This window comes from Microtetraspora sp. NBRC 16547 (genome assembly GCF_030268965.1).
Classification (GTDB): Bacteria; Actinomycetota; Actinomycetes; order Streptosporangiales; family Streptosporangiaceae; genus Microtetraspora.
This window is the reverse complement of the sequence record NZ_BSSE01000002.1, coordinates 426,509-452,546: the sequence shown is the minus strand read 5'-3', so window position 1 is coordinate 452,546 and position 26,038 is coordinate 426,509. Positions and strand designations below refer to the sequence as shown.

Sequence of the window (26,038 nt, the reverse complement as noted above, 5' to 3'; positions counted from 1 at the left end):
GTCAGTCCTCCCGGGACCAGGATGCCGCGATCTCGCCGGCGAGACGGGCGTTTCCGCGCACAGCGGCCAGATTCGCCTCCAGGGAGGCGCCCTCGGTCCCGTTGACCAGGTACTCCAGCAGGAACGGCGTGATGGCCTGTCCGGTGACGTCCTGCCCGTCGGCGGCCCGGAGCGCCTCGGCGAGCACGCGGTCGTGCAGCGCGGGGTCGAGCTGGTCGGCGACCGGCACCGGGTTCGCCACGATCAGCGCCGTCTCCGGGCCGCCGAGCAGGTCCTGCGCCCGCATGATGCCGGCGGCCTCGGCGGCGGTCTCGATCCGCCAGTCGACGGGCTCGCCCGAGGTGTGCAGGTAGAAGCCGGGGAACTCGTCGGTCCGGTATCCGACGACCGTGACCTGCCGGGTCTCCAGCCGCTGCAGCGTGGCCGGCACGTCCAGGATGGACTTCACGCCCGCGCAGACGACCGTGATCCTGGTACGGCTCAGCGTGTCGAGGTCGGCCGACTCGTCCTGGACGGTGGTCCAGCCGCGGTGGACGCCGCCGAGCCCGCCGGTCGCGAACACACGGATGCCCGCCCTGGCGGCCAGGAACGAGGTCCCGGACACGGTCGTGGCGCCGCTGACCTTCAGCGTGGCGGCCGGGGCGAGGTCGCGGAAGCCGAGCTTGCGCAGGCCGGGCTCGGTCGCGATCCGCTCCAGGCCCGCACGGTCCAGCCCGGCGCGCGGCACACCGTCGAGAACCGCGACCGTCGCCGGAACGGCCCCCGTGCCCCGCACGATCTCCTCGAGCTCGAGCGCGACCTCCAGGTTGCGGGGCTGCGGCAGCCCGTGGGAGATGATCGTCGACTCCAGCGCAACGACGGGCCTTCCGTCTGCCAGGGCTTCGGCGACTTCCTCCGACGGCACGACCTTGAGCATGACTCTCCCGAGTAGTTTCTTGAAAAGGTTACAAATGGACAAACCTATACGTATCACTCATGGTCGTCCACCGCATGATCAGCCAACGAAACCGCGGGAAAGTGGGCACGGGCGACGTGGCCGCGGTGGCCTCTCCCGGATAGTGTGCCCCTCACGTGCGGCCACGCGGCGAGCAGGTGTCCCGCCATCCGCCGCGTCCGGCACCCCACCGGCTCCGGCCGGCGGCCGATACCTGGAGAACGATGGCTCACTCGCGCTATGACGTGGTCGTCGCCGGCGGCGGGCACAACGGCCTGGTCGCCGCAGCCTATCTGGCCCGGGCGGGACGCCGCGTCCTCGTCCTCGAACGCCTCGACCACGTCGGCGGTCTCGCGATCTCCACCGTGGCCTTCCCCGGCGTGGACGCCCGGCTGTCGCGCTACTCCTACCTGGTCAGCCTGCTGCCCGGAAAGATCGTCAAGGAGCTCGGCGTCCGGGTGGAGCTCCGGCGGCGCCGCTTCGCCTCGTACACCCCGGCCGGGGACACCGGGCTCCTCGTCGACGGCGAGGACGCGGGCCGCACCGCGGCGTCGTTCGCCGCCGTCACCGGCGGGACGAAGGACCACGACGCGTGGCGCCGCTTCTACGCGATGACCGCCCACGTCGCCCGGCGCGTCGCGCCCACCCTCCTCGACCCCCTCCCGGGCCGTACGGCGCTGCGTGACATCGTCGGCGACGAGGAAGCGTGGCGGGACCTGTTCGAACGCCCCATCGGCGAGGTGGTCGGCGAGCGCTTCGACGACGACACGGTGCGCGGGGTGGTCCTCACCGACGCCCTGATCGGCACCTTCGCCGACCCGGCCACGGACCTGCTGGCCAACCGGTGCTTCCTGTATCACGTCATCGGCGACGGGACCGGCGACTGGAACGTCCCGGTCGGCGGCATGGGAGCCGTCACGGACGCCCTCGCGGACGCCGCCAGGAGCGCCGGAGCCGAGATCCGGTGCGGCGCCGAGGTGCTCGCGATCGACCCTTCGGGCGAGGTGACCTTCCGCGACCCCGACGGCGCCGAGCACACGGTCACCGGCGGGCGCGTCCTGGCCGCGCTGCCGCCCGCCGTGCTGGCCCGGCTGCTGGGCGAGACCCCGGAGCACCCGGAGGGCTCCCAACTGAAGATCAACATGGTGCTGTCCCGGCTGCCCCGGCTCAGGGACGCCTCCGTGGATCCGGCGGAGGCGTTCAGCGGCACCTTCCACGTCAACGAGGGGGCTGGGCAACTCGCCGCCGCCCGCGCGCAGGCCGCGGCGGGCCGGATCCCCGACCTGCCGCCGGCCGAGACGTACTGCCACTCGCTGACGGACCCGTCGATCCTCGGGCCGGAGCTACGGGAGTCCGGCGCGCACACGATGACGCTGTTCGGCCTGCACATGCCGGCCAGGCTGTTCACCGGGGCGGACGACGGAGCCCGGAACGCCGCGCGTGAGGAGGCGTTGCGCCGTACGCTCGCGTCAGTCGACGCGGTGCTCGCCGAGCCGCTCGAGGAGTGCCTGCTCCGGACCCCGTCGGGCGAGCCGTGCCTGGAGGTGCGGACCCCGCTCGACCTGGAGGGCGATGCCGGGCTTCCCGGCGGGCACATCTTCCACCGCGACCTGTCGTGGCCGTTCGCCGAGTCCCCGCAGGACGGGCCGTGGGGCGTGGAGACGCGGCACGAGCGGATCCTCCTGTGCGGCGCGGGCGCCCGGCGCGGCGGAGGCGTCAGCGGGATCCCCGGTCACAACGCCGCGATGGCCGTCCTGTTCTCATCGACCTCTCATCAGGCGCGGATATCGTGAAACGGTGATGGGAGCCGAGGGTGAGGCGGCGCGGCACCTGGTCGAGCTGGCCACCGAGCTGCGGCAGGTACTGCCGGCCGAGCCTGATCAAGCCTTGTAGTACTCGCGCATGAGATGGGTGGCCCAGGCCGGCTGCCGGACCGGGTCGGTGGGCGCGAACTCGACCAGATAGGGCTTGATGTCCAGCACAGGGGTGCCGTCCAGCGCGTCCAGGTCGGCCACATGCAGGTCGCGGCCATCGACGGCCAGCAGCCGGCACACCGAGACGCCGAGCCGGTTGGGCCGGTACGGCCCGCGGTGCGCGAAGACGCCCACGAGCGGGCCGTCGGGGTTCTTGCGCGGCGGCCGGGGGCGGCTCTGCACCGCCGCCTCGTCGATCCGGTCGAATTGGAAGACGATCTCCAGGTGGGAGAACTCCTGTAAGCCCTGCAGGGCCGACGGCTCGAAGCGGTCCTCCAGTCGGATGACGGCCTTGACGTCGTACCAGTTGTCCTCGTACATCTCAGGCCGCCCTCCGAGGACGCGGGCGACGGGGCTCAGGATGGCGCCGTCCATCATGCGTCACCTCGCATGGAGCAGAGCTGGACACGGAGGGTCTCGCCGGCCCATCGCTCCCAGCGCTCGCGCGTCCACCCGCGCTCGCGGACGAACAGCAGGTACAGCTCGGGGCTGAGCAGGCCGTACAGCAGGTCGGCGGCCTCCTCCATGGGCACCTCGGCTCGCACGCCGGGTTTGCCGGCAAGCGCCTTGGCCGCGCCCTGCTGGACGACGTACCGGGGATCGACGTCGTGGGCCCACAGCGCGGCGACCTCGGGGTCGCTCGCGACCGCCCCGGCCAGCACCTTGCTGATCGGCGCGACCCGTTCCAGGACCGAGGTTGTGCCCGCGACATAAGCGCGCAGCATGTCCTGGGCGGTGCCGGCGGCCAGCGCGTCGACGTACCACGGCCGGTCCATCGTGGCCACCGGCTCGTCATCTCCGGCGATCGTGACGTCGACCAGTTCCTTGAGCAGGGCGCGCTTGTTGCCGAAGACGAAGTAGATCGTCTGCACCGCCACCCCGGCCTTGTCCGCGACGTCCTGCAGGTTCGTCGCGCCGTATCCGTCCTGCACGAACAGTTCCAGCGCCGCCGCGAGGATGCGCCGGCGCGTCTCCCCGGCTTTCTGCGCTCGTTTGTTCGGCCGCTTGACATCGCTCATGGCTAGAGTCTATCTCTAGATTCATTCGATAGAAGTCAACTCTAGAGAGAAGGTCCAGCTAATGCCGATCATCAGCGTCACCCGCTTCCAGGCCGATCCCGCCGACGCCGAGCAGGTTCAGGCCCGGCACGCCGCTTTGGTCTCCGCGATCAGATCCGTGCACCCCGGACTCACCGAGGCGCGCCTCGGCCGGCTCGACGACGAGACGTGGGTCGGCGTCTGGCGCTGGGATTCCGCCGCCAGCCTCCAGGCGGCACGCCAGGCCGCGCCCGGCACCCCCGCGGCCGTCGCGGCGTTCGCGTTGGCCCGCGACGTCACGGCGGAAGACATCGAGGTCCTGGCCGAGATCTGACCGCCTGCCCCGGCCCGTACGGCTTCTGACCATCTGTCCCGCTCGAGGTCGTGAACGCCTCGGGCGGGTCGCCACCGCAGGTGCATCGACGTGGACGACCTTGCCGGGGGGATCGCTCACCCTTACGACTGAGGCTCCACGCGACGGCTGGTAACGCGGGCCCGAATCCCAGCGGGGACCCGTGGGCCGCTGTCAGGCGGGGAGGGCGGCCAGGAGGTAGGCGAGCCGGGCGGCGGCGGACTCGACGCACTCCACCGTGCCAAGCCGGTATCCCCACGAAGTGAGGAACGCGCCGTCGTCGGAGCAGGTCACGGTCTCGCGGAGCGTCTCGCTGAACCGGTTGCGCGCCTGGACCCGGGGAGGCATGTCGCCGACCACCCGGACCGAGAGGTCGATGTGCGCGCGAGCCGCGGACGCGAACTCCTGGATGCGCGAAACCGTGTCGACCAACGCGCTTCACCTCCCGTTCAGGTGGAAAGGATTGCACGCGCTGGGAGCCGGATACAAGCAATTGCGCCGATTCTTCCGGCGAGGACGGGCCGCGCGGGACGGGGGCGGACGCGGCGAGTGAGCGGCGCCGGCCGGGACTCGCTCCTTAAAGTACTCGGCATGGCGAGATACGTGCTGGAGATGGCGTTCAAGAACGAGACCAGGCGGCTGGAGGTGCGACCGGAGCACCGCCGGCATCTTCAGAGGTTGCTCGACGAGGGGCGGCTGATCACGGCGGGGCCGTGGGCCGACGACACCGGAGCGCTGCACATCTACGAGGTGGCGGACGAGGCGGAGCTCCGCGAGATCCTTAAAGCGGACCCCTACACCGCGGTCGACGCGTACGAGATCGCGTCACTGCGGGAGTGGACGCCCATCCTGCCGTGACGATCGGGGTCCGGCCCGCTCCTGGCGGGCCGGACTCCGGCGTTCACCCGATCGAGAGGGAGATCGCGGCACGGGCGCGTCGCTCCACCTCGTCCAGTTCCTCGGGCGTCCGGGCGTCGCACAGGGAAGTGACGGCCCGGTCGTCAGACTCGCGGAGCGCGCCGAGCACGCTGCCGGACTCCTTCAGCACGAGCACGCTCCGAAGCGCGGGCCCGTCGTCCGCGCCGCCGGGGCGTGGAGTCGGCCAGAAGTCGCCTTCGGGGGTCCACTCGGCGGTGACACCGGGCCAGTTCACGTTGACGTCCTTCAGGACGCCGGGCGGGTGGTCGAGGGTTTCTTGAGTGATGGCGAGGCGGCGAGGTATGGGCGGTTCTGCGGGGCGCCGTCGCGAGCTGAGCTGGAGAAGGTGTTCTTCCTCGATGACGCGGATCGCAGGCTGGTGAAGAGGTGCAGGGGTCCGCACAACCGGCTCGCCGGAGCCAAGCGTGGATGGTCTGAGCCGACTCGGGGGTCAGGTCGCTGTCGTGCGCGTCGGCCGGGTCGATCCAGACGATGGTGGCGGGCCGTCGGCCTTCGACTCCGCGGGAACATTTGTCCAAGACTGACGCTCGGCCGCCCGTGCATAGTCTCCGCATGAGTGAATACGACATTGAGCACTCGCATGGGATGCACGTGGTCCATGACGGCCCGCGGCAGGCGCCGCCGTTGTTGCTCATCCACGGGTCGGGGGCCTCGGGCGGCTTCTGGGGCCCGGTGGTCCCGGCGCTGGCCGGCCACCATCACGTCATCCGCGTTGACCTGCCGGGTTGCGGTCAGTCCCCGCCCGCGCCGTCGTATGACGTGCCCGCGCAGGCGGGCCAGGTGGCGGCGCTGCTGGATGACCTCGGGCTTCGTCACGTCGCCGCGGCCGGGCACTCCAGCGGCGGCTATGTCGCCACCGCGCTTGCCGAGCAACGTCCCGACCTCGTGGGTTCGCTTGCGTTGATCAGTAGCGGCCCGAGTCTGGATGCTCTCCTCCGGCAGCCGTTCACCCTCCGGGTGCTGCTGGCCCCGCCGTTGGGCCCGCTCCTGTGGTCGAGGCGTTCGGATGCGATGATCCGCAAGGGGATCAGGGCGACGGTCGTTCGTCCGGCCACGCTGGCGCGCAACCGGACCCGGGTCGTGCCGACCCTGACGGTCTACCAGGTGCTGGACCGGCCGGACGAGGTGCTGGACGACGGGCGGCTCAAGTACGTGCCTGCCGCCGTGGCCGAAGGCTGGCGGTGGGCGCTGGCCAACATCATCAAGGCGGGCCGTACGCCCGAGGTCACCGCCCAGCGATACGCGCTGTTCGAGCGCCGCAAGGCGTTCGTGAACGAGCTGGAGGAGGCCGGAGTGCCGGTGGTCGCGGGGACGGACGGCGGCGACGTGCCGTTCGTCGTACCCGGCTTCAGCCTGCACGACGAGCTGGTCAACCTCGTGCGCTCCGGCCTGTCGCCGCTGCGCGCGCTGCGGGCCGCCACCCTGGAACCGGCACGGCTGCTCGGACTGGACGACTCGATCGGCACCGTCGCGCCCGGCAAGGCCGCCGATCTGGTGGTCCTGGACGCCGACCCGCTGGCCGACATCCGCAACACCACCCGCATCCACACCGTGGTGACCCGTGGCCGCGTCATCTCCATGGAGCAGCGGGCCCGGATGCTCGCCGAGATCGAGAGCGCTGCCGCCGCATGAGAGCCCCGGACATGGTGATCCGCCTCGTCACCGCACTCTGTCTGCTGTCCACCGGCCTGCTCGCGGGCGCCTTCGGCTACGGCGCCGTCAACGTCGCGACCACCTTCAACGCGGTGCCGCTCGACGTGCGGCTGACCTTCCACTCCGCCCTCATGCGCATGAACGGCCCCGTCATGCAGACCATCATGGCGCTGGCCGCCCTGAGCTCGCTGGCCCTGGCCCTGCTTGCTCGGCGCTATCTGGCCGGGGTGGCGAGCGTGCTGGCCGTGCTGTCGTTCCTGATCACCCGGTTCGGCAACGTGCCGATCAACGGCCAGATCAAGGTGTGGGCCGTCGGCACGCCCCCGGCCGACTACGCCGAGATCCTCCAGCGGTGGGAGATGTTCAACATCATCCGCACGCTTACGGCCTTCCTCGCCTTCGTCCTGATCATCACCCTCACCGTTCGAGCTCAACGAGGAGATCGCTAGTGCGTTTCGTCAGGATCCTCGTGGCGCTGGTCCTCGCCACGACACTGGGCGCCCAGCAGCCCGCCTCGGCAGAGCCGGGGCTCGGCTGGAAAGCCGCCTGGTCGGCCGCGCCCCAGCGCCCGGGCGCCAACTTCACCCCCAACTGGTCCGAGCAGGGCTTCGCGGGCCAGACCCTCCGGCAGGTGGTGCGGACCACCGTCCCCGGCGCCGCCATCCGGATCCGACTGACCAACGCGTACGGCACCGCCCCACTGACGGTCAGCGCCGCCACCGTGGCCCGCAGCTTCGCCGGCGGCGCCGTGAAGACGGGATCGCTCCGGCGCCTGACGTCCGGACGCGCGGCGAGTTTCACCATCCCGGCCGGCGCGGAGCTAGTCAGCGACCCGGTGGCCCTGCCGGTCTCGGCACTGGAACGGCTCACGGTCACGCTGCACTTCGCCAAGCCGACCGGGCCGGCGACCTACCACGCCCAGGCGATGGCCGCGAGCTTCCGCGCCGAGGGGAACCACGTGGCCGACCAGGGCTCAGCGGCCTTCACCGAATCCAGCGTGTCCTGGTACTACCTGTCCGGCGTCGACGTTCTGGGCGCCTCACGGGGCCGCGACGGCGTAGCGCTGTTCGGGGACTCGCTCACCGACGGCTACGGCTCCACTCCCGGTGCCGACAACCGCTACCCCGACGAGCTCGCAGAACGGCTGGTGGCTGCCCGCCGGCCGCGTGCCGTACTGAATCAGGGCATCGGCGGCAACCGCCTGACCGTCGACTCCGCCTGGCTCGGTGACAAGGCCACCACCCGGTTTGACCGTGATGTCCTCGGCACCGGCGTGAGCACGGTGATCGTCCTGCTGGGCGTCAACGACATCGGCATGAGCGTGGCGCGTCAGCCCATGGCCGCACCGCACACCGAGGTCTCGGCCGCCGAGATCATCGCCGCACACCGCGAGCTGATCCGCCGGGCACATGCCAAGGGCCTGCGCGTCATCGGCGGGACGATCCCGCCCATGAAGGGCTCGCGGTACTACACACCGCTCAGCGAGGCCAAGCGCGACGAGGTCAACACCTGGATCCGCAGAAACGGCGAGTACGACGCGGTGGCCGACTTCGACCGCGCACTAGCCTCGCCCGCCGACGAGGATCAGCTCGACCCCGCCTACGACAGCGGCGACCATCTGCACCCCAGCGATGCGGGATACCGTGCGATGGCCGATGCCGTGGATCTCGCACATCTGCGATGAGCCATCAACCCGCGGGCGGCGCCGGTCACAGCGGCGCCCGCGGGTTCGTCATAGCAAGAGGAGGACCCGTGACGGGGATTCTCTCGTGACCGCCTACGTCATAGCTCACTGCTGCAGGATGCCGCTCCGCACCCGAAGATCCAGGCCGCCCAGTCCGGCTGCGTCCAGCACGCACCACACGTTCGTGGCGAGGTCCTTGCCCGCCGGGGTGGAGAATCCACGCCGGCCACGGTAGCTGCACATCCGCACTGCGACATAGAATTTGGATTACCTGTCACACTGACCTCGCGGGCCGGACGAACGCCCAGCTCGCCGGCCGCCGGGGCGGACCCGACTCGGCAACGTTATGTGTCACATCGGCAAGGGAGGCCCCGAGTGTCGATCCTCGAGTTCCCCGCCCCGCCCGCCGAACCGGGCCGCAGTGCCGTCGGCGGCGAGAGCGTCGCAGCCGCCGTTGACCGCTACCTCGACTCCATCCAGACCAAGACCACCCGTGACAGCTACGCCGAGACCCTCGCACGCCTCACGGCGCTCGCCGGGAACGAGCCCGCCGCCGTGCTGACGGCCGAGGACTACGCCGCGGTGATGGACCGGTGGGACGGTGCGGCGGCCGCGACCTGGAACCGGCACCTGTCGGCACTGACGTCGTTCACCGCCTGGGCCGGGCGACAGGAGATCCTCGCCACCAACCCCGCCCGCCGCCTGGAGCGCCGTAAGCCCGTCCGCCGTGGTGACCGCTCGATCCCGCGCGCCCGGCTGGACAAGCTGTTCACCGACGACCGGCACGGCCTGCGCGAGCGGGTGCTGTGGCGGATGCTGTACGAGACCGCCGCCCGCGCCGAGGAACTCCTGTCCCTCGACATCGAGGACCTGGACCTGGAGTTCCGGCGCGGCCGTGTTCGCTCCAAGGGCGGCGCGATCGAGTACGTCCACTGGGCCACCGGCACCGCCCGTCTCCTGCCCCGGCTGCTGCGCGGCCGCACCTGCGGACCGCTTTTCCTCGCCGATCGGCGTGCCCCCGCCTCCGGGCCGCGAGCCCCGGCGGCTGCCGACATCTGCGGCGAGACCGGTCGCGGCCGGCTGTCCTACCCGCGGGCCGAGTACCTGTTCAAGACGGCGACCGCCGCCCTCGATCCGCACAAGAACGGCTGGACGCTCCACCAACTGCGGCACAGCGCGCTCCAGCATCTGGCCGCCGACGGTCGCACCGCCCCCGAGCTCCAAGCCAAATCCCGCCACCAGCACCTCGCCAGCCTCGGCCGCTACGTCCAACTCGGCGAACAGACCTCCGCCCAGGTCACCGCCGACGCCGACCCCGCCGCACGCCGCAAACCTCGCTGACCTCTCGCTCCCTCATTCGTCCTCCTGGTCGTCTGTCAGGTCAGGGTCGCGCAGGGGGCGGCGCCCGCCGGCCAAGTCGTGCTTGTAGAAGGAGTAGCGGCCGTGGACGTTGATGTGCTTGCAGATGAACGGGGATAGCCGGGCGACGTCCTCGTCCTTCACCGGGTAGCCCTGCTCGCGCAGCTGGGTCAGAGCGTCGTCGATATAGGTCGTATTCCACAGAACGAGGCAGTTATGCCGAGAGCTCCCAGCTGATCTTCGAGGCCCTCGTAGTAGCGGTGGAACAGCTGGCCCTTGCGGCCGTGGAAGACCCGCTCGGCCAGGGCGTGGCGGCCTTCCTGCAGGTTGCGGATGCCCTTGATGTCTCTCCTGAGTTCCTCGTCATCGATCAGGGCCAGGACGTGGAGGGACTTGAAGATGCGGCCGTAGGTGTTGATGGCCTCACCGAGCGCGGTGGGGTGCCCGTCGCGCTGCAGCATCCGGACCACGTCGTACGGGCTGACCGCGCTGGTGTAAATCGAGGCCACCAGCCGGATGATGTCCGGCCAGTGCTTGCGGACCTTGCGCAGATCCAGCACCCCGCGGGCCAGGGAGTTCAGCGCCCCGTAGTCGACGTCGGAGTAGGTCTTCCACAGCTTCTGGTCCGGTAGGTCCGCCAGCGCCGGCCGGTATTCACGGTCCAGCAGATGCGCCAGCCCGAAAACAAGATCGCTGTATGAGCCGGTGTCGGTCACGATGACGTCCGCGCGGCGGCCCTCGCCGGAGGAGAAGATGACGTCCAGGGCGTGCAGGCAGTCCCGGTCGGTGCCGGACACGACCTTCGCCGCGATCCCGAACGCCTGATCGTTGATCATGTTCAGCCAGGTGACGCCGCGTTTCGGGCCGAAGTACTTGCGGTTGGGCCGGGCGTAGGCCGACGGGACCGGGACTACGAACCGCATCCCGTCGATCGCGGCGACCAGCCCGCCACCCAAGGCCTTGGCGAAGCCGATCTTCTCCTGCTTGGCGACCAGAAAGGGGTTGGCGGCGGCGTAGTTCTCCGCGCGCAGGTAGGTGTGGTCGACATGGCCGAGCCGGTGTCGCTCCAGCGCCGGCACCCCCTTGACCGCGATCGGTGTGTAGGTGATGTTCAGGGCCTGCGCGGTCAGGCAGGCCGCCACCGACACGTCGACGTCGGCCAAGTGCGAGTGACCGCCCGCCAGAGAGGTCAGCGAGGTCAGGAACTTCGGGCACCACTGCAGGACCTCCAGGATCGCCTCGGAGACGTCCACCCGCGGCATCATCGCCTCGATGCGCTTGCGCAGGTCCACCAGGCTGGGTGGTTCCTCGATCGCCTTCACACTCGCGACATGGATCTTCCCGGCGTCGTCGATGGTCACCGAATCGTTGGCGGCCAGCCCCGCGCGCACCACCCGGTAGGTCTGGTCCAGGACGTCCTCAAGTTCGGTCAGATGGTCGGCGGGATCGTCCGGCAGGCCCAGGTCGGTGAGCACGCTGTCCTTGACCGCCTCCCACCGATCGCCCTCCAGCAGCTGGGCGGTGGGGTCCCGCCAGCGGGAAGAGCCCGGCGCGTAGATCTCACGGCGCTTCAGCCTGCGGTGGAACTGTTCCAGCACACAGAAGACGTAGGCGTTGCGGTCGGCCAGGCCGTCTTTGCGGGCCGGGTGCCCGAACACCAGGCGCTTCCACACGCCCGTCACCACTTCGGCGTCGACGAAGCGCATGGACAGCAGCATTGCTGAATGATCTTTCGGCTTGTGAGCCAGCGCCTTCGGCAGCGCTGTCATCGCGGCCAGGACGCGTCCGCCCTCGGGGTTGGCGCCGAACTCGATCACCTCGGTCAGCACCTTCACGAACCCCGACACCGTCGCATACCGCGAGGCCATCTCCGCCCGCCATCCGCCGTCATCGTCGGCGTCCGGCGGCGGCACCAGCTCGTTCACGGTCTCCACCGCGTCCCGCAGCTCCCTGCGCGGGATCTGGGTTTCGATCATCTCCCACACCTCGAACAGCCGGACTTCGTCCCCGATCTCGGCCGCCTCCAGCAGCACCTCGACCGCCAGTGCCAACCGGGCCGAGGCCTTGGCCAGCTTCGGATGCCGCCTCACCTTCTGCTTGTCGGCCTCCCGCTGCGCCTTGCCCAGCAGTTCGGTCACCATCAGCAGATCCAGCAGCTCCAGCGCGTCGTCGATCGTCTTGGTCTCCAACCGCCGCACCGATGCCACCAGCGTGGCGATACGCCGCTGATGCGGGTGCCGCTTCATCTGTGCCGACCGGGCGCCCAGCCCGTACCTGGCCAGGTCCACCAGCCGCCGCTGCGGCACCGACGGATCCAGCTCCAATCGGCCCAGCCCCGAGGCGAGGATCTCCTCCACCAGCGCCAACGCCTTCACCAGACCGGGCCCGGACGCCTTGGACGGGCCGGTCCGCCACCGCTCTCACTCCGACACCTTCTTGCCCGGCGGAACCTCCAACAGGCTTTCCATGCCGCGGACCTGCTCGTCCGTCGGCCCCGTGGCGAGGATGTCGTACAGGCGCTGCGTCGCCGCGTCACGTTCCCGTGCCACCAACCGCGTCAACGTCGTGACCCCCGGCAACAGCACATCGTTCTCCCGCAGCCAGCGCACCGACCACTGGAACAGCGCCGTCGGCCCGTCCCCGGAGTTCCACGCGTGCGCCGCCAACGACGCCACGAACTCTCCCTCGCAGTCCGCGAAGTCCTTCAACCCGAAGATCTTTTGGATCTGGCCGGCGTGCTCGCGGTGCGCCTCCTCCCGCTGCGCGTACTTCTTCAGGCAGGACGCGTCCTGGATCCCCAGCTGCTCGGCCAGGCAGTCGATCACCTCGGTCGGCACCCCGTCCAACGGATCCGTCAGGAACCTGCCGACATAACGGACCGTCGTGAGTTGAACGGCATAGCCGAGCCGGTTGTGCGGACCCCTGCACCTCTTCACCAGCCTGCGATCCGCGTCATCGAGGAAGAACACCTTCTCCACCCGTCGAGAGGTGGTAGAGGGCCAGCAGGCCGTCGCCGGGAGTCCGAGCGGCGATCTCCATCAGGAAGACCCGGCTGAGGACGAGTGCAGCGCGGACAAGCTCGCCGATCCGGCTAGGGGCTGAGCGTGGTGTGCTGCAGGGCCGTCCAGCGTTCGGTGAGGAGGGCGAAGCCGCGTTCGCCGAGGCTGCGTAGCGCTCGTTGTAGGGCGTTGCGGTCGCGGTTGTCGACGCTGAGCATGGTGCCATCGGCGGGTTGCTTGAACGGCACGACGATGCCGTGACCTGCACCTTGATAGCCGGGGTCGGCCAGTACGGGCATGGCCTTGGCGTACGGGTAGACGGCAGGAAGCACGTGACGGCGAGCGGCTTCGATGTCGACGACACCGCCGGGTTCGACGTCGCTGGTCCAGATGGGGAAGCCGTCGGGTTCGCACAGGGCTTGGACATTGCCGCCGAAGTCGCCGGTCTTGCCGGAGAACCAAGGCGTCGATGGTTTCGCCTTTCACGCTGGTGGTCTTCATGCGGCAGCGGTCGGTGTCGAAGATTTTGCCGTCGAGGATGAGGTGGGGGACGCGGTCGGCGGCGTGTTCCAAGGCTTCGTGCAGGTCGGGGGCTTGATCGGCCAGGACGTCGATGGCCTCGTGTAGGTAGCGGTAGGCGGTGGCCTGGGACAGTCCGAACGCGATGCCGTGCAGGCGGAGGTTGGGCTTGGAGCGGAACCAGGCCAGGGCGAACAGTGCCTGGGAGAAGCAGGTCAGGCGCCGAGACCTCTTGGGCGTTCCGCGGTGGCGGCGTTCGGTGTGTAGCAGGCGGCCGACGTAGCGGATCAGTTCACGGGAGACGTCGAGCATGGCAGGATAGGCGATCACGTGGAGCTTTCTCGGTGTGAGGATCTTGTGGTGAGACCCCTTCTACCGGCGGCTCCACGTTCTTTTTGGGGTTCCTGATATTCATCCGTGTATCTGCACGAGCGTGCCTGTTCCTGCCGGGGAAAGCCCTGATGTCCGAGTCGATCTCGGTGAGAAAACGTCAGTACAACGATTACGGATACTCCATGCGGGCCGCCGCTCACACCAAGCGCTACAAGTGCGTCCGATACCCCAGCAACACCTGGCACTGGAAGCCCGTCAGCGGCTGAGTCGAAAATATATTCGCCAGGCCTCTTAAGAGCGCCAGAAGTCCCGGCTGAATTTCTCCTTAAGATACATCTCGTAGGCGAGTAAGGACACTCGCAGACCATCACGCATCCGATGCCGCTGCGTCCGTCAAACCCGAGGACGATCTACGGATGTAGTACCTTCTCATCGGATTCCCGCTTATTCCGATCTGCCCGCTCCCGAAACTCCCGCTCACTCTGATCCACCTGCTCCTGGGCATTCCCCGGCTCATGTCCGGCTCACCCTGAGTATTACTGGAAATTGGAACTCGCGAAAAAGACGACGAACAGGATCGCCACGAGGGCGACGACAACGAGGAAGACCATCAGGCACCCTAGGCACCCTTTTGAAGACGGGACCATTATGGCCGCGCCCGTCGTCATGTTCTCCACCCGATCCGTGTGGAGCGTGCCATTCTTCCATCGACCGGTGACCCTGACCTCGTCCCCCTCGCAGAGCGATCCATCGAACCAGGTCGCCCGCAGTTGCACGGGCACCGGCCGAAGCCGGTTTCCAGAATTGTCGTACCGCTCAACCCTGAACGCCAGGACGGTTTTCCCGCCATCCCCATACCTCTCACTACGCTGCTGAATGCCGCGCGCCTGACCCACGACAGTGGCGTGCCCGGGCTGTGAAGAGCCCCGGTCGGCGAACTGCCGCCTCACAGGCGGAGGCCGCTTCGCGCGGCAGGACGTGAAGCTGCGGGCGCCTGTGCCGGATGCATGGTGGACGATTGTGACATCGTCCACCAGCCAGTCGAACTCGGCTGATGCCGCTGACAGGTCCTGGGGAAACCGCGGTGGTGCGCGATGACCAGCCCGGTTGCGCAACGACACCGGTGAATCGATGTTCGCTCCGCGAACCATGAATACGATCCGGTTCCCGCCGGCCGCTATCTCGTCCTCAGGCCGGAGAAAGAACTGGGTGGTGACCCTTTGCCCGTTGACGAAGGTGCCATTGGACGATCCCGTGTCGCGGAGGCACCACCCGTGGTCGAGTCGCTCAAGGAGGGCGTGTTCCCTCGAGGCCGTCGCATCTGACGGAAACGACACTCCATCGGTCCTCGCGCGACCTATGGTGAGCAGGTTGCCGTCGAGCTCTACCAATATAGGGTCGTCATCACGGTAAACCTCGAGATAGGCCCGTTCCATGCAGACCTCCCCATGACCGCTTCAGAGTCGCCACACCTCAGCCGCTGTTGCGGCAGGCACTCCTCGTCGTGGAGCGCTCTTTCGACTTTACGTCTAAAGAACGCTCAACGGGAGATCGTTCGGGACTGCACGGTCTTCGGTGTAACTCCTGATCAAGGAGAAGACACTCGATGGCTACTGTGATCCAGGCATCACAAGCGACGGATGGCCTGGAGGACGCCGCGGTGGCGCATAAAGAGCCGCAGGCCTCGGATCGGGAACTGGTGGCCAAGCTTGTCGAGCAATGCGTCGCCGAGGTTAATTGCGGCGAGCCGGTCCGCCTCTTTTTGAAAGAGCTCTTTCTCCGGCAACGCCAAACCGAGCCGGACTCCTCGCGAAACCGAGTCTGAAAAGGCTGGTGGAGTTAATCCTGGCGGCGCACCATGGAAAGGGGCCGAAGGCACCAGAGGAGACGACATGGCAAGGTCATCAAAGGATCCCCGACTCGTCGTCATCCACCCGTCACAGCTCGCGGGGACAGTGCTTCCTGTACGCCCCGGACGCCGATCCCTCGGCCGAGGGCACACCGCCGATCTACGACTCCACGACCCTCACCTCAGTTCCATCCACGCCGCGCTGAGCCAGGCGCGCGGCCAGACCAGCGTCGAGGACCTGGGATCGCGCAACGGCACGTTGGTCAATGGCGAACCGGTGCGGCGACCGCGAGTGCTGCACGATGGCGACGTGGTCCAGTTCGGCATGGTCCGCGCGCGGTACGAGGTGCCTGGGAGCGCCGGCATGATGCCGCCCGCCCGACGCAGGCAGAAGCGCCCGGTCCGCTTCGACATCGACCGGCAGACAGGCGAACTCCAACTCAGCTATGACAGGCACGGCAATCGCCTCTGCGCCATCGGCGACGCCAGGATCACGTACGACCGGTGGGGTAGCAGGCCCCGCACGCTCGGGCGGTGGCTGCTGGAGTACGACTGGTTCGGCAGCCGGTTGCGGAAGATCGGTGACATCGAGATCGCGTATAAGCGGTGGAGCAGCCGGCCGAAGATGCTCGGAACGTGGGAGGTGGAGTACCACCGCTGGTCAGGGCAGCCACGACGCATCGGCCCGTACAAGGTGGGCCACTACAAGCTCGGCGACAGAGTACGTACGATCGGGCCGCTGCCCATCTCCTATGACAGGCGCGGCAGCCGCCCCCGGCATGTCCGGCTCCCGGACGGGTACCAGGCTCTCCCAGACGGTCTTCTTCTTGCTCTCTTCCTCGTCCTATATCTGCAGACGGAGAGGGAGAACGACCGGCGGCGGCGACGCTTGGCCGAGCGCGCCTGGCCGTCATAGAGATGCGGCGTAAATGCGGACAGGGAGGCCCGACCGGGGACGCGTCGCGCTCGAAGGGGAGGCCGATGTTCTCGGCGACACGCTGCGATGGCTGGTTGTCTGGTCGGACCCGCGTTGGCCAGCTCCCCGCCGTCGACCAACTACGGCAGGGACGAGCCCGCCCACGGCGAGAAGACCATAAACGTCCCAGGTCAAACCATCCCTGCAATCGAGCTACACCCGTTCAGAAATGCGTCGCTGCAGGTCGTAGGTGGTCTGGTGGTGCTCAGGTCCCGTCCGATCCGGGCTCATCAATTGAGGGGGATGCTCGCCCTCATGTCGCTGGTTTGATCACGTGATGTGTGCACGCCAACCGTACGCGGGCGGCGCTGGTTGTCGAGGTTGTGGAAGCCGAACGCCACGCGGGTGGTGTTCTTGATGAGCCGATTCGCCCCTTCGGTACGGGCGTTGGTGACGCCCGTGGTGATGAACGCGAGTGTCTCGGTCCACCACTCGGAGATGGTCTCCGCCAGCCTGGACAGCTCGGGGATGTCGGAGTTCGCACACCAGGAGTAGAAGCAGAACAGCCGGTGGGAGATCGCCGAGCGCGGAGCCTGCTGACGGGCACACACCAGCAGCGAGCGGAGCTCCTCCTTGGCGATTCAGGTGGTGAGGATCTGCCCGGTCGGCTCGTGGTCGATCAGGTCGTTCCACATTTAAAACTGCGGTCGGACAGGAGTTCGCGGGCGAGGAGCAGCCGGCGGCGGTTGGCCCATCCGTGGACCCCAACCGATCAACCCTCGTCAGTTATGCGACAGACCCGTTTATCTTCAATCCCGCCTGCAGGGCGGCGAGAGCCGCCCCGGAGGCGGTTCTGGGGGAGGATGGCAGCGCGCGGGGGATCGTCCTCCTGCCTGGCTCAGCCCGTGAGCATGCGCATGATGGGAGCTCCGAGCGCCCCCAGCCAGCCCGCCAGAGCCATCAGCGGCCCGCGCAAGGACTCTCCCGCCGCGGCGATCGCCCCCGCCGAACTCAGTACCTCGGTCAGCCGGGTCAGGCGGGTGGCGATGCTCTGGCGATCGGGTCGCGCGCGGTTCAGTTCGGTCTGTACGGCCTCTGCCTCGGCCGCTTCGGACGGCAGGCTGAGAGCATGGAGCCGGGTCACCAGCGACGCGGCCCACTCACTGGGCTCCCCGCCGAGGAACGTGCCCTGCTGGCCGCCCTGGATAGTCTGGTCGCCGCCCACGTTGTTGATGTTGACGGCTTGCTGGTTGCCGATGTTGAACGTCAATCCCATCCTCCAACTCGTCCGCGGTGGACCGGGGCGTTCCAGCCGTGGCGGGGGTCGCTGTCCACTTTCTTGCCGCGCGCGGCGGTGACGATGTGCATGATCAACGCGATCCAGAGGAGCACGCTGCCCGCCACGCCGACGGCCAGCGAAGTCATCAAGACTGGGCTGAAGGGGCTCTCGAACGGCTCGCCTTCGGCCGCTCTCTTGAGAGTGTTGGAGAAATCCCAGGCAGCGACGAGGCCCCCGCCAAACGACATGACCACGCTCAGCCAGATCAAGTGGCGCGCCCGGGTGCGAGCCGCCGCGACCTCCCGCAGGAAGCTCTCCCGCTGCTGGGAGTAGTGGTTGTACTGGTCGCGGCCCACATTGTTGATCTGGCCGCCTGTCTGCCGGTCGACGTCGAAGCGGATCGGGCGCTCCTGCGCGGGCCGGGCGGGCGGCATCATGCCGGTGCTACCAGGCACCTCGTACCGCGCGCGGACCATGCCGAACTGGACCACGTCGCCATCGTGCAGCACCCGCGGTCGCCGCACCGGTTCGCCGTTGACCAACGTGCCGTTGCGCGATCCCAGGTCCTCCACGCTGGTCTGACCACCCGCCTGGCTCAGCGCGGCGTGGATGGAACTGAGGTGAGGGTCGTCGAGTCGTAGATCGGCGGCATGCCCTCGGCCGAGCGACCGGCGTCCGGGGCCCACAGAAAGCACCGTCCCCGCAAGCTGTGACGGATACATGACGACCAGTCGGGGATCATCTGATGACATTGCCATGCCGTCTCCTCTGGCACCCGCAGGGCCCCTGTTCATGGTGCGCCGTCAGGATTAACTCCGCCAGCCTTTTCAGGCTCGATTTCGCGACAAGTCCGGCTCGGTTTGGCGTTGCCGGAGAAAGAGTTCTTCCGAAAATAGGCGGACCGGCTGTCGCAAATTACCTCGGCGGCGGATCGGGAAACGATTTTCGTGATATCGAGGGGAGACCGGCCTGCAGTGTCTGGTTCCTTGGGTGGTGCCGAACGCGGCCTCTCGGCGCCCGGCCATGCATGCGACCCACTCGGCGACTGTCAAGACCCGCGGTATGCGCACCGCGGCGGGTTGTCGGCTCTCTTCGGCCGATTACGGCAGACCTGCAGGCATGTGACGTGTAGATTCGCCATCTTCGATAAGGCGATTGGAATGCGACGATCTGTTGACGTCGCCGTCGAGATAATCGGCGAATGAATTGGGGAGCCGAGCTCCGCCAACCCGTGCAGATTATTATCAGGTTGACTTTTGGTGTCAATAGCTTGCGTTAATGAGTCGGGTCGTGGCTCTGATCGGCGTTCGGGCCGCCTGTGGTGTGGACGGTCGTTTTCGATTTGGCGCCGCGACCGGCGGCTTCGATTCGGTCGCCCGAAACTCGTATCTCCTTGTGTGCGGACCAAGTATGGCGGGCTGCTCAAATATTTCCCATATTGCATGTAGGGATAACCGTTGAATTGCCGGACGCCGGGCGAGCCTTGACACCGTTCTTGGCAAAATGGCATTCTCGACGCGTTCGGAGTGGTTCGAATGATGGTTTGTGAAGTCGGGGGCTTTCTCGTGGATCCCTCATTCGCCGATCCGTTGGGCGGGGTGTCGGCACATTCGTGGGACTCGATGACCGTCAATCATTTCTATTCGTCGCGTCACTGGCTGGATTTCTGTGCGGCCATGTCGCCGGTCCCTGTCGGCGCGCTCACCGCCGCACTGCCCAGCGGCGGGCTGGTCGCCCTGCCGGTCTCCGAGGTCGACGGCGTCACCAACTCCTTCTACGACTGGACCGCGATCCTCACGGCACGGGGCCTGCCCGCGCCCGCCCCCGCCGGGTTGCTGGCCGGGCCGCAGTGTGGCTACCAGGCGCATCTGCTCCGCACCCCCGGCGCCGGCGCACGGGACGCCGCGGCGTGCCTGCGCGCGGCCCTGGACGAGATCGCCCTCCCCGTTGTGGCGATGTACCTGGGCGGCGACGATGTGGCGGCGCTGAAGGATGACGGTGTGCGGGCCCTGCCCGTGCTGCTCAACGTCGACGCCTGTATGCGCGTCCCCGAGGAGGGGTGGGAGGCCTGGCTGAGCTCGCTCGGCGGCCGCCGCAGGGAGATGGTTCGCAGGGAGATGAGAAGGTTCGCGGCGGCCGGCGCCCGCTGGGTGCACGCTGGGATCGAGTCGACGGAGGCGAAGGCGCTCCGCGGGGCGGAGCTTCGGCCACTCTGGCTGCTCGACCTCTCCCGGGACAGCCCGCTCACCGATCAGGCCGAGGTCGTCCGCGCCGCGAACTCCAGGATCCTCGCGTCGATCTCCACTACGCCCTTCCTCCGGCAGGCCTGGAACCTGGGCGAGGACGCTCTCGACTGGTTCGGGCCCCGCTGAGGCGACTGTGCGGCCCGGCCGTTCGCGCGGTCAGTCCGGCGGCTGCCGGCCGTAGTCGTCGATCACCTGGACGATCAGCCGGCGGGCGTCCTCCCCGAACGCGGCGACCGCGAAGAGCTCCTCGAACTCGCGGGCGTAGAACGCGATGTCCTCGGAGTCGCGCAGCAGGATCTCCTTGGTCTTGGTGGCGACCCCGACCAGGGAGTCGTTGTAGATCCAGAACGGGTTCACCAGGGTCGTGGGCAGCAGCGCCCCGGTCGGGATGACGCCGAACTCGACGTTCGGCAGGGTGGTGACGGCAAGCAGCCGGTCCATCTGCCCGCGCATCACGTCGAGCGGCGCGAACCGGTAGCGCAGCACCGCCTCCGGCAGGACGAACCGGAACGAGCGGGTGGGGTCGTAGAGGATCTCCTGGCGCTGCATCCGGACCCGGATCGCCGCGTCGATGTCGTCGGTCGCCTCGTACAGGCGGCGCACTCGGGTGAAGATGTTGCGGGCGTATTCGGAGGTCTGCAGCAGGCCGATCACGATGCCGGGTTCGAACGCCCGGATGGTCCGGGTCCGCGATTCCAGGTCGCGCATGTCCTCCTGGAGCGCGGCCAGGCCGCTCCTGTGCCGCTGCCGCCACGAGTCCTGCCGCTCGACGAGGCCGCGCGCCCGCTGGATCAGGCCGTCCACCGTGTCGGGGTCGGCGTGCACGGCCTGCCCCCAGGTGACCACGTCGTCCTCGGTGGCGGTCTGCCTGGCGTTCTCGATGCGCGAGACCTTGGACGCCTGCCAGCCGAGGCGCTCGGCCAGCTCCTTGCCGGACAGGTGGGCGCCGTCGCGCAGCCGCCGCAGCTCGGCGCCCAGATCCATGCGGGACTGCTGGAAGCCGCTCACCCGAGCTCCGTCCCGCGCGCCGCCGCCGGGATCCCCCCTTCGGCACACGATCGGACGGTCGCCGTACGGGTGCTTCGGTCGGTCACGTGCTACCTCCGCCTGTGGTGCGCTCAAAGGTAGACCCGCCGGGGCGATCCGGCCATAGGAGTGTGCCTAATCGTGATCAGCCGAGCACGCGTCCGGCGATCCCGGTCAGCCGCAATTGCGCGCAATCGCCGGAGGCTTTGATCTCGCCGGAATCACGTGCGATCAAGGGGGATCAATCCGGCAGAAGTCGCTCCGGGATTGGCACGACGACCGCGCGCAGCCGTTCCCCGAGCGCCTTGGCCTGCGGGTCGAGCCGGGGGCTGGCCGCCACGCCCCGGCCGAGCAGCCCGTGCACGACGAAGTTGAGCGCCAGCAGGTTGGGCAGCTCGAACCGCTCGACGGTGAGATCCCGCGTCTCCGGGAGCAGCTCCTTCAGCCGGTCGGCGGTGAGCTCGGCGGCCAGCCAGGCGTACTGCCCGGCCGTCCGGACCCAGACCCCCAGGTTCGCGTCGCCTCCCTTATCGCCCGAGCGCGCCCCGGCGACGGCCCCGAGCGGCGCTCGCCTTACCGGGCCGGCGGGCGGCTCCGGAACGGGCGTGGGGGCGGGGGCGACGTCCCGGCGGCCGCCGGACAGGTCCGTGCGCGCGGACGGCGGCACGGTGATCCTGCGCCCGTCGATCGTGACGACGGCGGGCACCTCCCGCGCGTCCACCAGCGCGGGCGAGTAGACGCCGTACGGCGAGGCGTCGCCGGGGGGAGTGAGCGCGTAGAACCCGGGATAGCTCGCCAGCCCGGTCTCGACCACGGCCGAGGAGAACCGCCGCCCGGCCTTGTCCTTGTCGGGGTCCATGACGGTGATCCGCAGCAGCGCGGTCGCCGGTTCGCCCTCGGCCGCGCCCTCCGGGAGGCCGCCGGACAGCGGGGTGAGCTCGACGTGGACCCGCTCGAAGGACTCCCTGGGGACCCGTGCCCAGACCGCCTCCTCCGCGACCCGCGCCTTGGCCTCGATGTCGAGGCCGGTGAGCACGAGCGTCATGGTGTTGCGGTGGCCGCCGAGGTGGTTGAGCGCGACCTTGAGCGTGTCCGGCGGGGGCTCGCCGCGCACTCCGGTGATCCGGACCCGGTCCGGGCCCTCCTGCTCCAGACGGATCGTGTCGAAGCGGGCCGTGACGTCGGGCCCGAGATAGCGCGGTGCGGCGATCTCGTAGAGGAGCTGGGCGGTGACCGTGCCGACGGAGACGAGGCCGCCGGTCCCCGGGTGCTTCGTGATCACGCTCGACCCGTCCGCGTGGAGCTCCGCGATCGGGAAACCGCAGTGCGCCAGGTCCGGCACCTCCTCGAAGAAGGCGTAGTTCCCCCCGGTCGCCTGGCAGCCGCACTCGATGACGTGCCCGGCCACCACCGATCCGGCGAGCGCGTCGAGGTCGCCGGGCCGCCACCCGAACCGCCACATGCCCGGACCGGTCACCAGGGCGGCGTCCGTGACCCGCCCGGTGACGACCACGTCGGCGCCCTGCTCCAGCGCGACGGCGATCGGCCGTCCGCCGAGGTACGCGTTGGCGGTGACGGGCCGGCCGGCGAGCGGCCCGCCGGTGTCCATGTCGACCAGCGCGCGCGGCGGGAGCGGCGAGAGGGAGCCCGGCGACAGCCGGGGCAGGAGGTCGTCCCCGGTCACGTGGGCGACCCGGACGCGGCGGCGGGCGACGCGGACCCGGCCCTCGATCGGATCGACGGCGGGCGTGTGGCCGACGGTGACGGACAGGCCGAGCCGGTCCGCCAGATCGGACACCGCCTCCGCGCATCCGGCCGGATCCAGCCCCCCGGCGTTCGTGACGATCTTGATGCCGCGGTCCAGGCAGGTGCCGAGGACCTGCTCCATCTGGGTGAGGAACGTCCTGGCGTAGCCGGGGCGGCCCTTCAGCCGGTTCCCGGCGAGGATCAGCATGGTCAGCTCGGCCAGCCAGTCGCCGGTGAGCACGTCGATCGGGCCGCCCTCGACCATCTCGCGCGCCGCCGACAGCCGGTCGCCGTAGAACCCGCTGCAGTTGGCGACGCGGAGCGGCGCGGTCACCGCGGCGCCTCCCCATGGGCCGGCTCGGTGGCCTGCTGGGGGGTCGGCTGGGTAGCCGGCTGGGTGGTCGGCTCGGGGACCCAGGCGGCGGGCCGCTTCTCCATGAAGGCGCGGATGCCCTCCTGACCCTCGTCGGAGGTGAACCGCTCGGCCGACAGCTCGGCCATCCGGCGCATGCCCTCGGCGACCGGCATCGCGGGCACCTCGCGCACCAGCCGCTTGGTGATGGCGAGCGCCTCCGGGCCGCCGCGCAGCAGCATCCCCGCATAATGCGCCACCGTCGCGTCCAGCTCCTCGTCGGGCACCGCCCTGGTGAGGAGGCCGATCTCCGCGGCACGGGCGGCGGAGAACGGCTCGCCGGTGAGGAAGTACTCGGCCGCCGCGCGCGGCTCCATCCGCCGCAGGCAGGTCACCGCGATCATCGCGGGCGCGACGCCGAGCCGCACCTCGCTGAACGCGAACGTCGCGGACAGCGGAGCGATGGCGAAGTCGCACGCGGCCACCAGGCCGAGGCCGCCCGCCCGCGCCGTGCCGTTCAGCCGGCAGACCACCGGCTTGGGGCTGTCCCAGATGAGGGAGAGGATCTCGGGGAACGCCCCGGTCACCGGCGCGGCCCCCGGCTCGCCCTCCCGCTGCGCGCGCTGCTCCTTCAGGTCCGCGCCGGAGCAGAACACCGGCCCGGCGCCGGTCAGCACGATCACCCGCACATCGGGGTCGGCCAGCGCGCCGTCCAGGGCCTCCCGCAGCTCGCCGAGCAGCCGGACCGACAGCGCGTTCCGGTTGGACGGGGAGTCGAGGGTCAGCGTGCGCACGCCCCCGGCGGTCTCACGGTGTACCAGCGATGTCATTCGGCGTGCTCCTCGATCACGGCGAGTACGGCTCCCGCCTCGACCTGGCGGCCGGCGGCGGCGTCGAGCGCGGTGACGACCCCCGCGCTAGGGGAGACGATCTGGTGTTCCATCTTCATCGCCTCAAGGACGATCACCGGCTGGCCCGCGGTGACCCGGTCCCCGGGCTCGACGTCGACACGGAGGACCGTACCCGGCATGGGCGCGAGCAACGATCCCGGCTCCACCCGTTCCGCCGGTTCCGGCAGCCGTTCGAGCGGCGTCAGCCGTACCGGGCCGAGGACGGAGTCGACGTGCGTGACGCCGGGACAGGCGTGGACCGCGAACGCGCGGCGCACCCCGGACACCGACAGCACGACCTCGCCGGGCGTCGCCGACACCAGCTCCACGCCGCCGAAGCCGTCGGCGGCCAGGCCGTCGCGGGTGATCCGGTAGGCGATCTCGATCCGTGTCGCGGGGTCCGCGCCCTCCCCGGTGGGCGAGGCAGCGGAGGGGAGCGCGGACGGGAACGCGGCCAGGAACGCGGCCCGCTGGGGCTGCGAGACGACGTTGCGCCAGCCGCTGGGCAGCCCGCCGAGCACCCCGCCGACCCCCCTGGCCGCCGCCCGGTTCGCCGCCGCCCGGGCGAGCGCCGCGGCCAGCGCCGACACGCGTACGGCGTCCGTGTCCGCGAGCGGCGGCGACACGGCGAGGGCGTGCCGCTCGAGGAAGCCCGTGTCGGTCTCGCCGGCCAGGAACGCGGGATGCCGCAGGACGTTGACGAGCAGGTCGCGGTTGGTCACCGGGCCGTGGAGACGGGCCCCGGCGAGCGCGGTCGCCAGCCGCCGCGCCGCGCCCGCGCGGGTGCGCGCGTAGGCGACGACCTTGGCCAGCATCGGGTCGTAGTGCGGGCTGATCTCCGAACCGTCCACCACGCCGGAGTCGAGGCGCAGCCCGCCGGCGGGACGGAACTCGGCGTCCACGCCGGGCACCTCGAAACGGTGCAGCACGCCGGCCTGCGGCCGCCAGTCGCTCGCGGGGTCCTCGGCGCACAGGCGGGCCTCGATCGCGTGGCCGACCGGGCTCGGAGCGAGCCCGGGGAGCGGGGTGCCCTCGGCGATCTCCAGCTGGAGCCGGACCAGGTCAACGCCGTAGACGTACTCGGTCACCGGGTGTTCGACCTGGAGGCGAGTGTTCATCTCAAGGAAGGCGACGGCGTCGTCCTTGACGAGGAACTCGACCGTGCCCGCGCCGACGTAACCGATGGCCTGGGCGGCCTTCACCGCGGCGTCGGACAGCTCCCGGCGCAGCTCCGGGGAGACGGCGGGGGAGGGCGCCTCCTCGATGATCTTCTGGTGGCGGCGCTGGATGGAGCACTCGCGCTCGCCGAGGGCCCAGATCGTGCCGTGGGAGTCCGCCAGGATCTGCACCTCGATGTGCCGGGCGTGCTCCAGCAGGGGCTCGGCGAAGACGGTGCCGTCGCCGAAGGCCGCCAGTGCCTCGCGCCGCGCCGACTCGACCGTCCCGGCCAGCTCCGCCGCGTCGCGTACGATCCGCATCCCGCGCCCGCCCCCGCCCGCCGACGCCTTCACGAGCAGCGGGACGTCCGGCGGGGCGTCGCCGTCGAGCGCGTGGGTCGGGAGCACCGGCACCCCGGCGGCGGCCATCAGCGCCTTCGCCTCGATCTTGGCGCCCATCGCGGCGATCGCCTCCGGCGGCGGGCCGACCCAGATCAGGCCCGCGTCGAGCACGGCCCGCGCGAACTCGGCGTTCTCGGAAAGGAAGCCGTACCCGGGATGCACGGCGTCCGCGCCGGACGCCCGTGCCGCCGAGACGATGCCCGCCGCGTCCAGATAGGAACGGGGGCCGCCGAGCCGTACGGCCTGGTCGGCCTCGGCCACGTGCGGCGCGTCCGCGTCGGCGTCGGAGAAGACGGCGACCGTCTCGATGCCGAGGTCCCGGCAGGTGCGGAACACCCGACGGGCGATCTCCCCGCGGTTCGCGACCAGCAGCCGGTGGATCACCCCCATCAC

General features: G+C 69.6%; 28 protein-coding genes and 3 pseudogenes. 13 read left to right on the top strand and 18 right to left on the bottom strand.

The genetic code is table 11. The features are described from left to right. Position 1: 1 nt before the first annotated feature. Positions 2-916 (bottom strand): pseudouridine-5'-phosphate glycosidase, encoded by a 915-nt coding sequence (locus QSK17_RS04750; RefSeq protein ID WP_285703143.1) that lies wholly within the window; start codon positions 914-916, stop codon positions 2-4. Between the two features lie 242 nt (positions 917-1,158). On the opposite strand from QSK17_RS04750, the gene QSK17_RS04745 reads away from it, so the two are divergent. Continuing rightward, positions 1,159-2,727, top strand: coding sequence for a phytoene desaturase family protein (locus tag QSK17_RS04745; RefSeq protein ID WP_285703142.1), 1,569 nt, complete (start codon positions 1,159-1,161; stop codon positions 2,725-2,727). Between the two features lie 87 nt (positions 2,728-2,814). Here QSK17_RS04745 and tsaA read toward each other — a convergent pair whose 3' ends face one another. Both tsaA and QSK17_RS04735 read right to left on the bottom strand, forming a co-directional pair. Next, positions 2,815-3,282: a tRNA (N6-threonylcarbamoyladenosine(37)-N6)-methyltransferase TrmO gene (gene tsaA / locus QSK17_RS04740; protein WP_285703141.1), complete on the bottom strand. Its 468-nt coding sequence runs from the start codon at positions 3,280-3,282 to the stop codon at positions 2,815-2,817. Next, positions 3,282-3,926: a TetR/AcrR family transcriptional regulator gene (locus QSK17_RS04735; protein ID WP_285703140.1), complete on the bottom strand. Its 645-nt coding sequence runs from the start codon at positions 3,924-3,926 to the stop codon at positions 3,282-3,284. Before QSK17_RS04735 ends, tsaA begins: the two co-directional genes overlap by 1 nt. Positions 3,927-3,987: 61 nt before the next feature. Between QSK17_RS04735 and QSK17_RS04730 the strand changes: the two genes are divergently transcribed. Then, positions 3,988-4,278 carry an antibiotic biosynthesis monooxygenase gene (locus QSK17_RS04730; protein ID WP_285703139.1) on the top strand — a complete coding sequence of 97 codons (291 nt, stop codon included), beginning with the start codon at positions 3,988-3,990 and terminating at the stop codon, positions 4,276-4,278. A 192-nt stretch (positions 4,279-4,470) separates the two neighbouring features. Here QSK17_RS04730 and QSK17_RS04725 read toward each other — a convergent pair whose 3' ends face one another. Further along, positions 4,471-4,728 (bottom strand): hypothetical protein, encoded by a 258-nt coding sequence (locus QSK17_RS04725; protein ID WP_285703138.1) that lies wholly within the window; start codon positions 4,726-4,728, stop codon positions 4,471-4,473. Between the two features lie 159 nt (positions 4,729-4,887). Between QSK17_RS04725 and QSK17_RS04720 the strand changes: the two genes are divergently transcribed. Continuing rightward, the gene (locus QSK17_RS04720) at positions 4,888-5,154 is read left to right on the top strand and encodes a YciI family protein (protein WP_285703137.1); all 267 of its coding nucleotides are present in this window, start codon (positions 4,888-4,890) and stop codon (positions 5,152-5,154) included. 43 nt (positions 5,155-5,197) lie between these two features. On the opposite strand, the gene QSK17_RS04715 is transcribed toward QSK17_RS04720, so the two are convergent. Further along, positions 5,198-5,449 (bottom strand): hypothetical protein, encoded by a 252-nt coding sequence (locus QSK17_RS04715; RefSeq protein WP_285703136.1) that lies wholly within the window; start codon positions 5,447-5,449, stop codon positions 5,198-5,200. Between the two features lie 27 nt (positions 5,450-5,476). Here QSK17_RS04715 and QSK17_RS36060 point away from each other — a divergent pair, with 27 nt between their 5' ends. Genes QSK17_RS36060 through QSK17_RS04700 form a run of 4 tightly spaced genes read left to right on the top strand, consistent with a single transcriptional unit; the run spans position 5,477 to position 8,572 of the window. Next, on the top strand, positions 5,477-5,791 hold the full coding sequence (locus tag QSK17_RS36060; protein ID WP_352231761.1) for a DUF4158 domain-containing protein: 315 nt from the start codon (positions 5,477-5,479) through the stop codon (positions 5,789-5,791). Continuing rightward, positions 5,788-6,867, top strand: a complete 1,080-nt coding sequence (locus tag QSK17_RS04710) for an alpha/beta fold hydrolase (RefSeq protein ID WP_285703135.1) — start codon at positions 5,788-5,790, stop codon at positions 6,865-6,867. Before QSK17_RS36060 ends, QSK17_RS04710 begins: the two co-directional genes overlap by 4 nt. After that, a complete protein-coding gene (locus tag QSK17_RS04705; protein WP_285703134.1) occupies positions 6,864-7,337 on the top strand; it encodes an anthrone oxygenase family protein in 474 nt (157 codons plus the stop codon). The genes QSK17_RS04710 and QSK17_RS04705 overlap by 4 nt, the downstream gene beginning before the upstream one ends. Continuing rightward, complete coding sequence (locus QSK17_RS04700; protein ID WP_285703133.1) at positions 7,337-8,572, top strand: SGNH/GDSL hydrolase family protein; 1,236 nt, start codon at positions 7,337-7,339, stop codon at positions 8,570-8,572. The genes QSK17_RS04705 and QSK17_RS04700 overlap by 1 nt, the downstream gene beginning before the upstream one ends. 105 nt (positions 8,573-8,677) lie before the next feature. Here the strand turns inward: QSK17_RS04700 and QSK17_RS04695 are convergent, their stop codons facing one another. Continuing rightward, positions 8,678-8,815, bottom strand: a complete 138-nt coding sequence (locus QSK17_RS04695; RefSeq protein ID WP_285703132.1) for a hypothetical protein — start codon at positions 8,813-8,815, stop codon at positions 8,678-8,680. A 132-nt stretch (positions 8,816-8,947) separates the two neighbouring features. Here QSK17_RS04695 and QSK17_RS04690 point away from each other — a divergent pair, with 132 nt between their 5' ends. Next, positions 8,948-9,913: a tyrosine-type recombinase/integrase gene (locus QSK17_RS04690; RefSeq protein ID WP_285703131.1), complete on the top strand. Its 966-nt coding sequence runs from the start codon at positions 8,948-8,950 to the stop codon at positions 9,911-9,913. 12 nt (positions 9,914-9,925) lie between these two features. Here QSK17_RS04690 and QSK17_RS04685 read toward each other — a convergent pair. The 3 genes and pseudogenes from QSK17_RS04685 to QSK17_RS04675 form a co-directional block, all read right to left on the bottom strand. Beyond that, positions 9,926-12,330: pseudogene (locus QSK17_RS04685) on the bottom strand (Tn3 family transposase); the annotation flags it as partial. Between the two features lie 21 nt (positions 12,331-12,351). Beyond that, positions 12,352-12,918, bottom strand: a pseudogene (locus tag QSK17_RS04680) (DUF4158 domain-containing protein); the annotation flags it as partial. A 104-nt stretch (positions 12,919-13,022) separates the two neighbouring features. Continuing rightward, positions 13,023-13,346, bottom strand: coding sequence for a transposase family protein (locus tag QSK17_RS04675; protein WP_285703257.1), 324 nt, complete (start codon positions 13,344-13,346; stop codon positions 13,023-13,025). On the opposite strand from QSK17_RS04675, the gene QSK17_RS04670 reads away from it, so the two are divergent. Then, on the top strand, positions 13,282-13,557 hold the full coding sequence (locus QSK17_RS04670; protein WP_285703264.1) for a hypothetical protein: 276 nt from the start codon (positions 13,282-13,284) through the stop codon (positions 13,555-13,557). The genes QSK17_RS04675 and QSK17_RS04670 overlap by 65 nt on opposite strands. A gap of 21 nt (positions 13,558-13,578) precedes the next feature. Here the strand turns inward: QSK17_RS04670 and QSK17_RS04665 are convergent. Next, positions 13,579-13,761 (bottom strand): annotated as a pseudogene (locus tag QSK17_RS04665) (hypothetical protein); the annotation flags it as partial. A 149-nt stretch (positions 13,762-13,910) separates the two neighbouring features. Here QSK17_RS04665 and QSK17_RS04660 point away from each other — a divergent pair. After that, entirely contained in the window at positions 13,911-14,048 is a 138-nt protein-coding gene (locus QSK17_RS04660) for a hypothetical protein (RefSeq protein WP_285703130.1), read from the top strand. A gap of 270 nt (positions 14,049-14,318) precedes the next feature. Here QSK17_RS04660 and QSK17_RS04655 read toward each other — a convergent pair whose 3' ends face one another. Then, positions 14,319-15,218, bottom strand: coding sequence for an FHA domain-containing protein (locus QSK17_RS04655; RefSeq protein ID WP_285703129.1), 900 nt, complete (start codon positions 15,216-15,218; stop codon positions 14,319-14,321). A 170-nt stretch (positions 15,219-15,388) separates the two neighbouring features. Between QSK17_RS04655 and QSK17_RS04650 the strand changes: the two genes are divergently transcribed. Together QSK17_RS04650 and QSK17_RS04645 are read left to right on the top strand one after the other, a co-directional pair. Beyond that, on the top strand, positions 15,389-15,607 hold the full coding sequence (locus tag QSK17_RS04650; protein WP_285703128.1) for a hypothetical protein: 219 nt from the start codon (positions 15,389-15,391) through the stop codon (positions 15,605-15,607). Positions 15,608-15,674: 67 nt separating this feature from the next. Then, positions 15,675-16,547, top strand: coding sequence for an FHA domain-containing protein (locus tag QSK17_RS04645; RefSeq protein ID WP_285703127.1), 873 nt, complete (start codon positions 15,675-15,677; stop codon positions 16,545-16,547). 290 nt (positions 16,548-16,837) lie between these two features. Here the strand turns inward: QSK17_RS04645 and QSK17_RS04640 are convergent, their stop codons facing one another. The 3 genes from QSK17_RS04640 to QSK17_RS04630 all read right to left on the bottom strand — a co-directional run bounded on the left by QSK17_RS04640 (position 16,838) and on the right by QSK17_RS04630 (position 18,548). Beyond that, entirely contained in the window at positions 16,838-17,188 is a 351-nt protein-coding gene (locus QSK17_RS04640; RefSeq protein ID WP_502889133.1) for a transposase, read from the bottom strand. Between the two features lie 257 nt (positions 17,189-17,445). Beyond that, complete coding sequence (locus tag QSK17_RS04635; RefSeq protein ID WP_285703124.1) at positions 17,446-17,817, bottom strand: hypothetical protein; 372 nt, start codon at positions 17,815-17,817, stop codon at positions 17,446-17,448. Then, positions 17,814-18,548: an FHA domain-containing protein gene (locus tag QSK17_RS04630; RefSeq protein ID WP_285703256.1), complete on the bottom strand. Its 735-nt coding sequence runs from the start codon at positions 18,546-18,548 to the stop codon at positions 17,814-17,816. The genes QSK17_RS04635 and QSK17_RS04630 overlap by 4 nt, the downstream gene beginning before the upstream one ends. A gap of 954 nt (positions 18,549-19,502) precedes the next feature. Here QSK17_RS04630 and QSK17_RS04625 point away from each other — a divergent pair. Further along, complete coding sequence (locus QSK17_RS04625; protein ID WP_285703123.1) at positions 19,503-20,198, top strand: hypothetical protein; 696 nt, start codon at positions 19,503-19,505, stop codon at positions 20,196-20,198. A 30-nt stretch (positions 20,199-20,228) separates the two neighbouring features. Here QSK17_RS04625 and QSK17_RS04620 read toward each other — a convergent pair whose 3' ends face one another. The 4 genes from QSK17_RS04620 to QSK17_RS04605 all read right to left on the bottom strand — a co-directional run bounded on the left by QSK17_RS04620 (position 20,229) and on the right by QSK17_RS04605 (position 26,029). Further along, entirely contained in the window at positions 20,229-21,080 is an 852-nt protein-coding gene (locus QSK17_RS04620) for a helix-turn-helix domain-containing protein (RefSeq protein WP_285703122.1), read from the bottom strand. 259 nt (positions 21,081-21,339) lie between these two features. Continuing rightward, on the bottom strand, positions 21,340-23,178 hold the full coding sequence (locus tag QSK17_RS04615; RefSeq protein ID WP_285703121.1) for an acyclic terpene utilization AtuA family protein: 1,839 nt from the start codon (positions 23,176-23,178) through the stop codon (positions 21,340-21,342). Next, the gene (locus QSK17_RS04610; RefSeq protein WP_285703120.1) at positions 23,175-24,026 is read right to left on the bottom strand and encodes an enoyl-CoA hydratase/isomerase family protein; all 852 of its coding nucleotides are present in this window, start codon (positions 24,024-24,026) and stop codon (positions 23,175-23,177) included. The genes QSK17_RS04615 and QSK17_RS04610 overlap by 4 nt, the downstream gene beginning before the upstream one ends. Then, the gene (locus QSK17_RS04605; protein ID WP_352231766.1) at positions 24,023-26,029 is read right to left on the bottom strand and encodes an acetyl/propionyl/methylcrotonyl-CoA carboxylase subunit alpha; all 2,007 of its coding nucleotides are present in this window, start codon (positions 26,027-26,029) and stop codon (positions 24,023-24,025) included. Before QSK17_RS04605 ends, QSK17_RS04610 begins: the two co-directional genes overlap by 4 nt. Between the last annotated feature and the right edge of the window lie 9 nt (positions 26,030-26,038).

Excerpts from the sequence above, each read along its gene's own strand:
- QSK17_RS04750 (WP_285703143.1), bottom strand. The coding sequence starts at position 916 with ATGCTCAAGGTCGTGCCGTCGGAGGAAGTCGCCGAAGCCCTGGCAGAC.
- QSK17_RS04745 (WP_285703142.1), top strand. The coding sequence starts at position 1,159 with ATGGCTCACTCGCGCTATGACGTGGTCGTCGCCGGCGGCGGGCACAAC.
- tsaA (WP_285703141.1), bottom strand. The coding sequence starts at position 3,282 with ATGGACGGCGCCATCCTGAGCCCCGTCGCCCGCGTCCTCGGAGGGCGG.
- QSK17_RS04735 (WP_285703140.1), bottom strand. The coding sequence starts at position 3,926 with ATGAGCGATGTCAAGCGGCCGAACAAACGAGCGCAGAAAGCCGGGGAG.
- QSK17_RS04730 (WP_285703139.1), top strand. The coding sequence starts at position 3,988 with ATGCCGATCATCAGCGTCACCCGCTTCCAGGCCGATCCCGCCGACGCC.
- QSK17_RS04720 (WP_285703137.1), top strand. The coding sequence starts at position 4,888 with ATGGCGAGATACGTGCTGGAGATGGCGTTCAAGAACGAGACCAGGCGG.
- QSK17_RS04710 (WP_285703135.1), top strand. The coding sequence starts at position 5,788 with ATGAGTGAATACGACATTGAGCACTCGCATGGGATGCACGTGGTCCAT.
- QSK17_RS04705 (WP_285703134.1), top strand. The coding sequence starts at position 6,864 with ATGAGAGCCCCGGACATGGTGATCCGCCTCGTCACCGCACTCTGTCTG.
- QSK17_RS04695 (WP_285703132.1), bottom strand. The coding sequence starts at position 8,815 with ATGTGCAGCTACCGTGGCCGGCGTGGATTCTCCACCCCGGCGGGCAAG.
- QSK17_RS04670 (WP_285703264.1), top strand. The coding sequence starts at position 13,282 with ATGTCGACGACACCGCCGGGTTCGACGTCGCTGGTCCAGATGGGGAAG.
- QSK17_RS04660 (WP_285703130.1), top strand. The coding sequence starts at position 13,911 with ATGTCCGAGTCGATCTCGGTGAGAAAACGTCAGTACAACGATTACGGA.
- QSK17_RS04655 (WP_285703129.1), bottom strand. The coding sequence starts at position 15,218 with ATGGAACGGGCCTATCTCGAGGTTTACCGTGATGACGACCCTATATTG.
- QSK17_RS04650 (WP_285703128.1), top strand. The coding sequence starts at position 15,389 with ATGGCTACTGTGATCCAGGCATCACAAGCGACGGATGGCCTGGAGGAC.
- QSK17_RS04645 (WP_285703127.1), top strand. The coding sequence starts at position 15,675 with ATGGCAAGGTCATCAAAGGATCCCCGACTCGTCGTCATCCACCCGTCA.
- QSK17_RS04630 (WP_285703256.1), bottom strand. The coding sequence starts at position 18,548 with ATGTATCCGTCACAGCTTGCGGGGACGGTGCTTTCTGTGGGCCCCGGA.
- QSK17_RS04625 (WP_285703123.1), top strand. The coding sequence starts at position 19,503 with ATGTCGCCGGTCCCTGTCGGCGCGCTCACCGCCGCACTGCCCAGCGGC.
- QSK17_RS04610 (WP_285703120.1), bottom strand. The coding sequence starts at position 24,026 with ATGACATCGCTGGTACACCGTGAGACCGCCGGGGGCGTGCGCACGCTG.